The organism is Kitasatospora albolonga (genome assembly GCA_002082585.1).
Taxonomy (GTDB): Bacteria; Actinomycetota; Actinomycetes; order Streptomycetales; family Streptomycetaceae; genus Streptomyces; species Streptomyces stephensoniae.
The window spans coordinates 3324511-3336695 of the sequence record CP020563.1 but is presented as its reverse complement, the minus strand read 5'-3'; the positions used below and the strand labels follow the sequence as shown (position 1 = coordinate 3336695).

Annotated in this window: 12 protein-coding genes; 9 read left to right on the top strand and 3 right to left on the bottom strand. The window is 70.3% G+C overall.

Features of this window, described 5'->3' with window-relative positions:
• The first annotated feature begins 41 nt into the window (after positions 1-41).
• The 7 genes from B7C62_14425 to B7C62_14395 all read left to right on the top strand — a co-directional run bounded on the left by B7C62_14425 (position 42) and on the right by B7C62_14395 (position 4671).
• Positions 42-1109: a nicotinate-nucleotide diphosphorylase (carboxylating) gene (locus B7C62_14425; protein ID ARF73329.1), complete on the top strand. Its 1068-nt coding sequence runs from the start codon at positions 42-44 to the stop codon at positions 1107-1109.
• On the top strand, positions 1109-1906 hold the full coding sequence (locus tag B7C62_14420) for a pantothenate kinase (protein ARF73328.1): 798 nt from the start codon (positions 1109-1111) through the stop codon (positions 1904-1906). Before B7C62_14425 ends, B7C62_14420 begins: the two co-directional genes overlap by 1 nt.
• A 184-nt stretch (positions 1907-2090) precedes the next feature.
• Positions 2091-2684, top strand: coding sequence for a hypothetical protein (locus tag B7C62_14415; GenBank protein ARF73327.1), 594 nt, complete (start codon positions 2091-2093; stop codon positions 2682-2684).
• Between the two features lie 92 nt (positions 2685-2776).
• Complete coding sequence (locus tag B7C62_14410) at positions 2777-2956, top strand: hypothetical protein (protein ARF73326.1); 180 nt, start codon at positions 2777-2779, stop codon at positions 2954-2956.
• Positions 2957-3108: 152 nt separating this feature from the next.
• On the top strand, positions 3109-3612 hold the full coding sequence (locus B7C62_14405) for a CopY family transcriptional repressor (protein ID ARF73325.1): 504 nt from the start codon (positions 3109-3111) through the stop codon (positions 3610-3612).
• 10 nt (positions 3613-3622) lie between these two features.
• Positions 3623-4192, top strand: coding sequence for an N-acetylglutamate synthase (locus B7C62_14400; GenBank protein ARF77163.1), 570 nt, complete (start codon positions 3623-3625; stop codon positions 4190-4192).
• A 143-nt stretch (positions 4193-4335) separates the two neighbouring features.
• The gene (locus B7C62_14395) at positions 4336-4671 is read left to right on the top strand and encodes an Lsr2 family protein (protein ID ARF73324.1); all 336 of its coding nucleotides are present in this window, start codon (positions 4336-4338) and stop codon (positions 4669-4671) included.
• Here the strand turns inward: B7C62_14395 and B7C62_14390 are convergent.
• On the bottom strand, positions 4650-5183 hold the full coding sequence (locus B7C62_14390; GenBank protein ARF77162.1) for a hypothetical protein: 534 nt from the start codon (positions 5181-5183) through the stop codon (positions 4650-4652). The two genes, B7C62_14395 and B7C62_14390, sit on opposite strands and share 22 nt — an antisense overlap.
• 373 nt (positions 5184-5556) lie before the next feature.
• Here B7C62_14390 and B7C62_14385 point away from each other — a divergent pair, with 373 nt between their 5' ends.
• A complete protein-coding gene (locus B7C62_14385; protein ID ARF77161.1) occupies positions 5557-5805 on the top strand; it encodes a hypothetical protein in 249 nt (82 codons plus the stop codon).
• 26 nt (positions 5806-5831) lie between these two features.
• Complete coding sequence (locus B7C62_14380) at positions 5832-8363, top strand: NDP-hexose 4-ketoreductase (protein ID ARF73323.1); 2532 nt, start codon at positions 5832-5834, stop codon at positions 8361-8363.
• Positions 8364-8453: 90 nt separating this feature from the next.
• Here B7C62_14380 and B7C62_14375 read toward each other — a convergent pair whose 3' ends face one another.
• Both B7C62_14375 and B7C62_14370 read right to left on the bottom strand, forming a co-directional pair.
• A complete protein-coding gene (locus B7C62_14375; GenBank protein ARF73322.1) occupies positions 8454-11744 on the bottom strand; it encodes an ATP-binding protein in 3291 nt (1096 codons plus the stop codon).
• Complete coding sequence (locus B7C62_14370; GenBank protein ARF73321.1) at positions 11741-12133, bottom strand: hypothetical protein; 393 nt, start codon at positions 12131-12133, stop codon at positions 11741-11743. The genes B7C62_14375 and B7C62_14370 overlap by 4 nt, the downstream gene beginning before the upstream one ends.
• Positions 12134-12185 lie beyond the last annotated feature (52 nt).

The window sequence follows — 12185 nt, the reverse complement described above, 5'->3', positions numbered from 1 at the left end:
GAAGCACCGCACCACCCGCCACGCCCCGAGGAGCCGCAACCGTGTCCACGCCCGAAGAGAATCCGCGCCCCACACCTGTGGACGTACCGCTGATCCGGGTCGGCGCGCCCGAACCCGCCGCGCCCTCCGGGGGCTGCGGTGACGGCTGCGGCTGTGGCGGTGACGAGGGGTTCGACCCCGAGGCCCTGGAGTGCGGGCTCGACCCCGCGCTCGCCCTGCTGCTGGCCGAGGCGGGTCTCGACCCCGTCCAGGTCGAGGACGTCGCCCATGTGGCGATCGAGGAGGACCTCGACGGCGGGGTGGACGTCACGACCGTGGCGACGGTCCCCGAGGACGCCGTGATCACCGGTGACTTCACCGCCCGCGAGGCGGGTGTGGTGGCCGGGCTCCGGGTCGCGGAGGCGGTCCTGTCGATCGTCTGCACCGAAGAGTTCGAGGTCGAGCGGCACGTCGAGGACGGCGAGCGCGTCGCCCCCGGCCAGAAGCTGCTGACCGTCACCACCCGCACCCGCGACCTGCTGACCGGCGAGCGCAGCGCCCTGAACCTGCTCTGCCGCCTCTCCGGCATCGCCACCGCCACCCGCGCCTGGGCGGACGTGCTGGAGGGCTCGAAGGCCCAGGTCCGCGACACCCGCAAGACGACGGCGGGGCTGCGCGCGCTGGAGAAGTACGCGGTGCGCTGCGGCGGCGGCGTCAACCACCGGATGTCGCTCTCCGACGCCGCCCTGGTCAAGGACAACCACGTCGTCGCGGCGGGCGGGGTCGCGGAGGCGTTCAAGCGGGTCCGCGCCGAGTTCCCCGACCTGCCCATCGAGGTGGAGGTCGACACACTGGAGCAGGTCCGCGAGGTGCTGGACGCGGGCGTCGACCTGATTCTGCTGGACAACTTCACCCCGGCGGAGACCGCCGAGGCGGTGGCCCTGGTCGACGGGCGCGCGATCCTGGAGTCCTCCGGCCGCCTCACCCTCGACTCGGCCCGCGCCTACGCGGACGCGGGCGTGGACTACCTGGCCGTCGGGGCGCTCACCCACTCCTCGCCGATCCTGGACATCGGCCTGGACTTCCGCGACGCGGCCACGGACCGCACCAGTGACGGGGCCGACGCCTGATGCTGCTCACCATCGACGTCGGCAACACGCACACGGTCCTCGGCCTCTTCGACGGCGAGGAGATCGTCGAGCACTGGCGGATCTCCACCGACGCCCGCCGCACCGCGGACGAGCTGGCGGTCCTGCTCCAGGGCCTGATGGGCATGCACCCGCTGCTCGGCATGGAGCTGGGCGACGGCATCGAGGGCATTGCGATCTGCGCGACCGTCCCCTCGGTCCTGCACGAGCTGCGCGAGGTCACCCGCCGCTATTACGGGGACGTCCCCGCCGTCCTGGTCGAGCCCGGCGTCAAGACCGGCGTGCCGATCCTGATGGACAACCCCAAGGAGGTCGGCGCGGACCGCATCATCAACGCGGTCGCCGCCGTCGAGCTGTACGGGGGACCGGCGATCGTCGTCGACTTCGGCACCGCCACCACCTTCGACGCGGTCTCCGCACGTGGGGAGTACGCGGGCGGGGTCATCGCCCCCGGTATCGAGATCTCCGTCGAGGCGCTCGGCGTTCGGGGCGCCCAGCTCCGCAAGATCGAGCTGGCCCGGCCGCGCAGCGTGATCGGCAAGAACACCGTCGAGGCCATGCAGTCCGGCATCATCTACGGCTTCGCGGGCCAGGTCGACGGGGTGGTGGCCCGGATGAAGAAGGAGCTGACCGCCGACCCGGACGACGTCACGGTCATCGCGACCGGCGGCCTTGCTCCGATGGTGTTGGGGGAGTCCTCCGTCATCGATGAGCACGAGCCGTGGCTGACGCTCATCGGGCTGCGCCTGGTCTACGAGCGGAACGTGTCCCGGTCGTAGCCGACCGGGCCCGATCCGGCCGCACGGGCGCGGCGCACCAGCGGGAACGGCTCTCGGCGGAGCGGCGGCGGGGGCTCCGGCCGCCGTGCGCGGGCGCCGCGCCACCGACGACCAGTTAAACGGATTTTGTCCATTTAGCACGTATTGTCGCGTCATGCCCACGCCCTACGGTTCACGAGGCGGCATGGCGTTCAGCGCGGACGAGCTGCGGGTGCTCCGACGTGCCCTCGCCATCGCCCTCCACCCCATGCCCCTGTCCGACGAGGATGTCCAGGACTGCCTGCGGCTCGCGGGCTCCGTGGACGAGGCGGTCGGGGAGGCGGGCAGGCTGCGAGCGTTCCTCCTCGCCGACCTGGCCCGCTACCGCGACGCCCTCCCCGGCTCCGTCACCGGCTATCTGGAGCTCCTCCAGGACGCCCTGGCCGCCGGTTACGACCCCCGCCCCGACGATCTGGCGGCCCTGCGCGCCCTGCGCGGGAAACCCCTCGCGGCGGCTCTCCTGGAGCGCTGCCAGATCCTCGCCGAGCGCTCGGTGCGGGCCCGGCTCGCAGGCCGCTCCGCCGCCCCGGCGGCCCCCGGCCCCCGCAGCAGGCTGCTCGCCCTGCCCGGCGGCCGGGCCGCCGACCGGGAGGCGGAACGCCCCAAGGCTCCGGCCACCCCCGCCCCCGGCCGTACACCGGCGCCCGGCCCGCGCCCGATGCCCAAGCCCTCCGAGGTCTTCCCGCCCCGGCGCCGCCCCGTGCCGCCCCCGCCCGAGGAGGAGCGCGCGGCGGGCTGATCCCCGCCCCCGTACGCCCGGACGCGGCGGCCTTCCCGAGGAGACGGGAGGTCGCCGCGTCCCGTCGTAGGAGGCTCGCTACTCTGGACGGCATGGACTACGTATCCGCGCTCGTGCCCCCCGTGGTGATGGCCGTCTTCTTCATCGGTGTGGTCGTGACGATCGTCAAGAGTCAGGGCGGTCCGAACAAGACCAAGGAGGACGATGCCGTGGACGCGGCGATGGCGCGCGCGGAATCGGTAAAGCAGACCGCTCGTCCGGAGAACGCCTGACGGCGGAAGGGCTGCGGAAGGGCGGCGGAAGCCGCCCACCGGCACCGCGGAACCCGGCGCACACCCTGGAGCGCACGGCTCATGAGAGCCGTGCGCTCTTTTGGCTCTGTAAATAACCAGTCATTCGGGACATCTGGCACTAAAGTGATCCTGTGCCCCGTCAATTGGGAGAGCTGGAAGACGCCGTGATGACACGCGTCTGGCAATGGAACCGTCCGGTCACGGTGCGGGAAGTCCTTGAGGACCTCCAGCAGGAACGGTCCATCGCCTACACGACGGTGATGACGGTAATGGACAATCTCCATCAGAAGGGCTGGGTCCGCAGGGAAGTCGACGGCCGCGCATATCGATATATGGCCGTCTCCACCAGGGCCGCCTACTCGGCCGCACTGATGAACGAAGCCTGGTCCCGGAGCGACAACCCGGCCGCCGCCCTTGTCGCGTTCTTCGGCATGATGTCGCCCGAGCAGCGCGAAGCACTTCAGGACGCCGTCCGTATGGTTTCCCCCGGCCCGGCGGACAACTCCGCCGGCAATCCCCCCGACAATCCGACGACCGGCCCGGCGGCCGACGCGGCGGAACCGGCGGAACCGGCAGGGGCGGCCTCCGAAGGACCTGCCCCGGCCGATGACACGGGGCCGGAGAGCGGGCGATAGCGTCTGGGGCATGTCCTCAGAGCAGCCGCAAACCGAACCGGATAGCGATTTTCATACCGACCCGTCGGTAAATAAGCCCGCCATCACCGTCCGACGTGCGAGGACGAGTGATGTGTCTTCCGTACGCCGACTCCTCGACGGGTACGTGTCCGGCGGCATCCTGCTCGACAAAGCCACCGTCACCCTTTACGAGGACATCCAGGAGTTCTGGGTCGCGGAACGCGACGAGGACGCCCGGGTGGTCGGCTGCGGCGCACTCCACGTGATGTGGGAAGACCTCGCGGAAGTCCGTACTCTCGCCGTCGACCCCGGCATCAGGGGCGCCGGGGTGGGGCATCACGTACTGGAGAAGCTCTTGCAGACGGCCCGATGGCTGGGAGTGCGCAGGGTTTTCTGCCTCACCTTCGAAGTGGACTTCTTCGCGAAGCACGGGTTCGTCGAGATCGGAGAGACACCGGTCGACATGGATGTCTACAGTGAGCTGCTGCGTTCCTACGACGAGGGTGTCGCCGAGTTCCTCGGTCTCGAACGAGTGAAGCCGAACACCTTGGGCAACAGCCGGATGCTTCTGCACCTGTGATGAGCGGAAGCCCTGCATCCCTATGTCCGAATCGCGTACGTTTCCCGCGTTCTCGAGCTCCTGAACCTCTCCCGGGGGTTTGTGTTTTCCCGAGAAAAGCGGTTTCCTTTCCGCGTACTCCATTTTCGATGAAAGGAAATCCCGTGGCACAGAAGGTTCAGGTCCTTCTTGTAGATGACCTCGACGGGGTCGAGGCGGACGAGACCGTGACGTTCGCGCTCGACGGCAAGACGTACGAGATCGACCTCACCACGGCCAATGCGGACAAGCTTCGCGGCCTTCTCGAGCCCTACACCAAGGGCGGCCGTCGCACCGGTGGCCGCGCCGCCACGGGCCGGGGCAAGGGCCGCGCCGTGGCCGGTGGCAACAAGGACACCGCGGAAATCCGCCGGTGGGCCCGGGAGAACGGCCACAACGTCAATGACCGCGGCCGCGTTCCCGCCGAGATCCGTGAAGCCTACGAGAAGGCCAACGGCTGATCTGCCGGACCGACGACCGGCAGCCCGGCCCGGGCGTGCGACAGCCGGACCCGGTGGCACTCCGCCGCCGCGGCATCCACCAGGCGTACGAGATCGGGGGCATCCCCACCGCTGCTCCCGAAGCCCGCGACAGCGGGGAGCGCCGGCCCGGGCACACGCATCGGATCAGGGGGCCGCAGCCACACAGCGGCCCCCGGCGAGCCCGTGCCACCCCGGGGCGACGGAGCCGTGATCCGGCCCCCGGCCCCCACGGCGGTCAGATCGAGGTCGATCGGGCCCCACTCCAGCCAGTCGAGCAGCCCCGGCAGCTCATCGGCGCCGCCCGCGGCGACCAGCAGCCCCATCCGTCCACCGGCCAGCAGCACCGGCCCGGTCCGCACCGGACGGCGCAGCAGCGCGTGACCGGCCTCGGCGGGAAGGTCCAGCACGTCGAAGCGGAGCCCCGTGAGCAGCCGCACCGGAGCGTGCCCCTCGGTGGCCCACCCGAGCTCGTCCTCGTACCACCGGACGATCCGCCGGGCGACGGCGTCGGGCCCGGAGACGGCCCCGGCGACGGACTCGGACTCGGACTCGGCGACGGACCCGGAGGCGGTGATGGACCCGGAGGCGGCCCCGGCATCGGTCCCGGCGACGGGGCCGACGACGGGACCGGCGGCGGGATGCGGTCCGGCGTCGGGTGACGACCGGGGCGGCGGGACGGTGGCGGCCATGTCCGATGAACCGCCGAACCGCCACCGAAGTTACGCGATGTCGCCGGATGATCACATGGTGTCCGGATCGGGAGGGCGCAAAGGAGTGTCCGGCAGCGCAAGGTTGTTCGCCCGTAGCGGAGGGAACCGGGGCGCGCCGCATGGACTGTCAGTGATTGCGGGTAAGACTTTCCTAGTGGGAAGGGGCGACACGCAGGCCGAGGCGTCTCACGTTCGCCATCGGCGTACTGGCGAAAGGGGTATCTGCCTGGCCTGCGGGAACATCGTCTCGCACCATCGGGTTGGAGCAGTTGTCAGCTGTTCGGCAGTAAGAATCCCCGCCCGGTGCGGGGTGATCCGGACGGATGTCGGCAGTTGGAATGAGCTGTCCCGTCCTGCGGGACTAGCATGCGGAAGGACTGGGAGGGGACCGACCCCTCACTGACCGACCGCTCTGAGGAGCGATTAACGATGTTCGAGAGGTTCACCGACCGCGCGCGGCGGGTTGTCGTCCTGGCTCAGGAAGAAGCCCGGATGCTCAACCACAACTACATCGGCACCGAGCACATTCTCCTGGGCCTGATCCACGAGGGTGAGGGTGTCGCCGCTAAGGCCCTGGAGAGCCTCGGGATTTCGCTCGAGGCGGTCCGCCAGCAGGTGGAGGAGATCATCGGGCAGGGCCAGCAGGCTCCGTCCGGGCACATCCCCTTCACCCCGCGAGCCAAGAAGGTCCTGGAGCTGTCGCTCCGCGAGGCCCTTCAGCTGGGCCACAACTACATCGGCACCGAGCACATCCTGCTCGGCCTGATCCGCGAGGGCGAGGGCGTCGCCGCCCAGGTCCTCGTGAAGCTGGGCGCCGACCTGAACCGGGTGCGGCAGCAGGTCATCCAGCTGCTTTCCGGATACTCGGGCGGCAAGGAGACGGCGGCCGCGGGCGGCCCCGCGGAGGGCACGCCCTCCACCTCCCTGGTGCTCGACCAGTTCGGCCGGAACCTCACCCAGGCCGCTCGTGAGTCCAAGCTCGACCCGGTCATCGGGCGCGAGAAGGAGATCGAGCGGGTCATGCAGGTGCTGTCCCGCCGGACCAAGAACAACCCGGTCCTCATCGGCGAGCCCGGCGTCGGCAAGACGGCGGTTGTCGAGGGCCTGGCCCAGGCGATCGTCAAGGGCGAGGTGCCCGAGACCCTCAAGGACAAGCACCTCTACACCCTGGACCTCGGCGCCCTGGTCGCCGGTTCGCGGTACCGGGGTGACTTCGAGGAGCGCCTGAAGAAGGTCCTCAAGGAGATCCGCACCCGCGGCGACATCATCCTGTTCATCGACGAGCTCCACACGCTGGTCGGTGCGGGTGCCGCCGAGGGCGCCATCGACGCCGCCTCGATCCTGAAGCCCATGCTGGCCCGGGGCGAGCTCCAGACCATCGGTGCCACCACGCTCGACGAGTACCGCAAGCACCTGGAGAAGGACGCGGCCCTCGAGCGCCGCTTCCAGCCGATCCAGGTCGCGGAGCCGTCGCTGCCGCACACCATCGAGATCCTGAAGGGTCTGCGCGACCGTTACGAGGCCCACCACCGGGTCTCCATCACGGACGAGGCCCTCGTCCAGGCCGCGACCCTGGCCGACCGGTACATCTCGGACCGCTTCCTGCCGGACAAGGCGATCGACCTGATCGACGAGGCCGGATCGAGGATGCGCATCCGCCGGATGACCGCGCCGCCGGACCTCCGCGAGTTCGACGAGAAGATCGCGGGTGTCCGCCGCGACAAGGAGTCGGCCATCGACTCCCAGGACTTCGAGAAGGCGGCTTCCCTCCGCGACAAGGAGAAGCAGCTGCTGGCGGCGAAGGCCAAGCGGGAGAAGGAGTGGAAGGCCGGCGACATGGACGTCGTCGCCGAGGTCGACGGCGAGCTCATCGCCGAAGTCCTGGCCACCGCCACCGGTATCCCGGTCTTCAAGCTGACGGAGGAGGAGTCCTCCCGTCTGCTGCGCATGGAGGACGAGCTTCACAAGCGCGTCATCGGCCAGAAGGACGCCATCAAGGCCCTCTCGCAGGCGATCCGCCGTACGCGAGCCGGTCTGAAGGACCCGAAGCGCCCCGGTGGCTCGTTCATCTTCGCCGGTCCGTCCGGTGTCGGTAAGACCGAGCTCTCCAAGACGCTCGCCGAATTCCTCTTCGGCGACGAGGACGCGCTGATCTCCCTCGACATGTCGGAGTTCAGCGAGAAGCACACGGTTTCCCGCCTCTTCGGTTCGCCCCCCGGCTACGTGGGCTACGAAGAGGGCGGCCAGCTCACCGAGAAGGTGCGCCGCAAGCCGTTCTCCGTCGTCCTCTTCGACGAGGTCGAGAAGGCCCACCCCGATATCTTCAATTCCCTGCTCCAGATCCTGGAGGACGGTCGCCTGACCGACTCCCAGGGCCGGGTCGTGGACTTCAAGAACACGGTCATCATCATGACGACCAACCTCGGGACCCGGGACATCTCCAAGGGCTTCAACCTGGGCTTCGCCGCCCAGGGCGACGTCAAGACCAACTACGAGCGCATGAAGGTCAAGGTCAACGAAGAGCTCAAGCAGCACTTCCGGCCGGAATTCCTCAACCGTGTCGACGACACGGTGGTCTTCCACCAGCTGACCGAGGAAGACATCATCCAGATCGTCGACCTCATGCTCGCCAAGGTCGACGAGCGTCTCAAGGACCGCGACATGGGCATCGAGCTCAGTGGCGAGGCCAAGACGCTGCTCGCGAAGAAGGGTTACGACCCGGTGATGGGCGCCCGGCCGCTGCGCCGGACGATCCAGCGCCAGATCGAGGACGTCCTCTCCGAGAAGATCCTCTTCGGTGAGCTGCGCCCCGGTCACATCGTGGTCGTCGGCGTCGAGGGCGAGGGTGACGACAAGACGTTCACCTTCCGCGGCGAGGAGAAGTCGGCTCTGCCCGACGTTCCCCCGATCGAGCAGGCGGCAGGCGGCGGCGCGGGCCCGAACCTGACGAAGGACGCGTGACGCGTCGGTAGGGCGTGAGCCCTGGCATGTGTGAAGGGGCTGCCCCGGAATCGGCTTCACGGCCGGGTCCGGGGCAGCCCCTTTTCGGGGTCAGTAGGGGAAGACGTTGAGCCGTCCGCTCAGCTCCTCCGCCCCGATGAGGCGGTGCAGGGACAGTCCAGTCACCCGCACCTCCAGGTCCGGCCAGGCGTGCAGAGGGGTGAGATCCAGGGCGCTCCGTCGGGAGGCGTTCAGGGTGAGGTGGACGACCCCGGGGAAGAGCGATCGCAGCATCCCCAGGTCCCCGTCGCTCTGAGGGGCCTGTACGGACAGGTCCCTGATCCCCGGGGCGGACACGCTTCGTGCGGGCCGATACGCCCAAGGGAACGCGGGGAGGCGGAGACGGGCGAGCCGGGCATGCTCCCGCAGGGCGGTGAGGGCCTCGTCGAGCGCGGCGAGTTCCGAGACCCTCAGGTCGGTGAGCGACTTCCAGGCGTCGAGTCCGTCCAGCGCGAGAGGGCGGACGTTCCCCAGGGACAGCTCGGTGACGCCAGGGTGAACGGCGATTTCGCTCAGCCGGTCCGCAGCGAGGTGGTTCAGGGCGAGGTCCGACAGGCTGGGCAGTTCCGTCAGCGGTGCCAGCTCCCCGAGCCGCAGCTCCCGCGTGTCCAGGTCCAGGTGCCTCAGGTTGCGGAGCCCGGCCAGTGGTCCCAGGTCCCGGACTCCGGGGCACTGATGGATGCCCAGCCACTTCAGGGATTCCGCGACGGCGCTCAGGTCCGGGACCCCGGTGAGCCGCTCGTTCTTCACGAGGAGAAGCGTGCCGAGCCGGGAGCCTTCCAGTGCCGTGCCGATCTCCGCCTCGGGCAGGTCCGAGCGCAGTTCCAGGGCGCGCAGGGAGGGAAGGTGCCGCAGCGCCCCCAACTGCTTCCGGTTGCTCACGGAGAGGATCGTCTTCGTGAGGTCGCAGTGGGCCAGCACCTCAGTGGCATACTCCTCGGGCGGGAAGCGCTCCCAGGTGCTCGCGAACGCGTTGCTCAGGTACGGGTGCGCCAGGACCCACGCGCCGGCGTGGGCGACGGCGGAGGCTCCTCCGACATCCACGATCAGCTCGGCCACCTTCTGGATGCGCTGCCTGTCGCCGGACATGCGCCCCGGGTCGGGCAGAAACTCCAGTGCGGCCGACCCCAGCCGGGCCAGTGAACGCACCTGGCTGCTGGTGGACGGCGGGAACAGCGCCGCTGTGCTTGCCCGGACCCGGGACCGTACCGGGCCGTCCAGGTAAGTCGCGTACTGCGCGCACAGCGCGGCCAGCACATGGACGGTGGTGCGCTCGTCCGTTCCGGCCTCGTGTTTCAGCCCCGCGTCCAGCAGACCGCCCACCAGCGCGGCGAGCTGACGTCGGCCGCAGTGCCCCGCCGCCAGCAGGATCACGTCGTGCCAGGACTCCTCGTCCGCGTGGCGCAGCAGCTCCTTCAGATGTTCGTCCTCGATCAGCTCCTTCGCCGTCAGGTAGTCCTGGAAGGTCCGGTGGATGAACTGGTAGGCGTCATCGGCGTTCTTCTGGAGGAGGCCGCTGCGGTTGAGCAGGTGGGTGAGGATCGCCTCGGGCCGCCCCTGGTGGCTCGCCCGCTCCATTCCGGCCAGTGCGCGCCGGATCTGGCGCAGCGCCTGGTTCCGGGTGAACTCCGACTGGCCCTCACGGACCAGCCAGGCTGCGATCCGCTGGAGCAGCTGGGTGTGCTCCTCGATGTCCAGCTCGATGCCTTCGGGACCGTCGATCCGGCGGATGCGGTCGCGGTGGCCCAGGAGCATTTCCAGCGTCGAGCGGTACAGGCTCCACCGGGTCTCCGGGAGCAGGCCCTCGCGGCGGCGGTGCAGGGCGCAGATCACCGCGCAGAGCAGCGGCGTACGGGCCAGGTCGCGGAGCGTGGGGTTCTGGTCGAACTGGCGGGAGAGGTCGCGTTCCAGCTCGTCCAGGCGGTCGGCGTCGTCCTCCTCGGAGAGCCGGGCCGCCCGGTGCCAGGAGACGACGAACGCCTGGATGTCCTCGTTCCGCATGGGCAGCAGGCGTAACTCGGCGAAGCCGTCCGAGCGCAGCCAGTCCGATTCGACAGCGAGCGGCCGTACGGTCGTGACGCACCGGGTCTCCGGATAGCGGCGCAGCAGCTGGGAGAGCCAGGTGTGTGCCTGCTCCCGGTCCTCCGGCGGCACCTCGTCCAGGCCGTCCACGAGCAGTAACGCCCGCCCGGACGCCAGGACCCGGCCCGCCCAGCCCTCCGGGGCCCTGTCGATCACCAGTCCCGCCACGGTCGACAGCTCCGCCGGGCCCGGGAACGTACCGCCGCGAGCGCGCAGGGAGCGCAGGGGTACGACGAAGGGGACCAGGCCGTTCAGCGGGGCCAGGTCGTCGGGGAGGGTGCGGGCCGAGGCATGGGCGGCCAGCCACCACAGCAGGGTCGTCTTCCCGGCGCCCGCGTCGCCGCGCAGCAGGACGCGGGGGCGGTCGGTGAGGAGGGTGTCGATGCGCTGGGGGAGGGGAGCGGCCTGGTCCGGGGTCCCCAGGTCCCGCGCGGCCCGGTCCCGGGTCCGGTCCTGCGCCTGGGCCTCCAGGCTGAGATAGGCCGTGTCGAGGTCCCACTCGGAGTCGTGCCGGTCCAGCTCGTCCAGGCCGAAGATCTTCGTACGGCGGTACTTGGCGCCCAGGGCCTGGGCGTACTCGGCCTCGTACCGCTGGTCCTGCGGAAAGCTTTCGTGGACGCTTTCGAGGCGCGGCTCGATGCCTGCCCGCTGGAGGGCGAGGCGGAACGGGGGCGCCGCGAGCACCGGGCCGAGCGGGACGCAGTCGAGGCGTCGGCCCTCGCGCTCCTGCGGGACCTGGCGGGCGATGCCCAGGAGCACGTCGCCCATGAAGACCGGGCCGCCGGAGAGCCCGGACAGGGCGGGGGGTTCGCTGTCCGGGCGGGCGGGCGGCGGGCCGTCCAGATTGCAGACCAGCACGTCACGGAGCCGTCCCGCCATGGGCAGGATCGTCGCCGTGTACTGGTCCGCCTCCAGCCGCCGGTCGGGGCCGTAGCGCTGGACGCGCGGGAAGCCGGTGATATCGCAGCCGGGGATCGCCTGGCGGGTGTCTACCGCGCCGAACCGGGCCGGGGGGACCTGCCGCACCGGCCCGGTGGCCTCCAGCAGGGCCACGTCCAGCCGGTAGTCGATCCAGGCGACCGTGGCCCGTACGCGGTCCGGGCGGGCGGGGTGGGCCACCTGGATGGACCCGGTCTTGACGACATGGGCGCAGGTCAGGACCAGCCGGTCGGTGAGGAGGACGCCGCTGCCCTGAAGGGCGCCGAAGACGGCCACCGTACGGTCGGCGGGGTGGGTGGGGCGTACGTACGAGATGCTCACGAGCGGACCGGCCCGTCACCGGACCCCGCCGTGGCCCCGGACCCCGCCGTGGCCCCGAACCCCGCCGTACTCCCGTCGTCCTCCGTGCCGATCTCCCATGCCTCCCCGGTCACCGCGTTCCGGGGGCTCAGGGTGAACGCCACCTTGTGCGTGCGGCCCGTGGCCCGGGAGGCGTCGGCGCCCGCCTCGACCACCCAGGCCCTGACCTTGCCGCCCGCCTTGGCCTCCTTGCGCAGTTCGAGGGTGAACTCCATCTGGATGTCCCCGACCTCGAAGGCGAGAGGCCGCCCCGTGGCCCGCGAAGCCGCCTCCACCAGCTGGTTGCGGATGGATTCCACGGCATCGGCCAGCTCGATGCCGTCCAGGTCGTGGGTGCTCTCTGCCGTCATGGTGGGTCCCCCCGGGGGTGCGTGCCGCTTTCCCGTCAGCGTAGTGACGTAG

Coding starts and splice junctions, on each gene's coding strand:
- B7C62_14420 (ARF73328.1), top strand. CDS start 1,109: ATGCTGCTCACCATCGACGTCGGCAACACGCACACGGTCCTCGGCCTC.
- B7C62_14415 (ARF73327.1), top strand. CDS start 2,091: ATGGCGTTCAGCGCGGACGAGCTGCGGGTGCTCCGACGTGCCCTCGCC.
- B7C62_14410 (ARF73326.1), top strand. CDS start 2,777: ATGGACTACGTATCCGCGCTCGTGCCCCCCGTGGTGATGGCCGTCTTC.
- B7C62_14400 (ARF77163.1), top strand. CDS start 3,623: ATGTCCTCAGAGCAGCCGCAAACCGAACCGGATAGCGATTTTCATACC.
- B7C62_14380 (ARF73323.1), top strand. CDS start 5,832: ATGTTCGAGAGGTTCACCGACCGCGCGCGGCGGGTTGTCGTCCTGGCT.
- B7C62_14370 (ARF73321.1), bottom strand. CDS start 12,133: ATGACGGCAGAGAGCACCCACGACCTGGACGGCATCGAGCTGGCCGAT.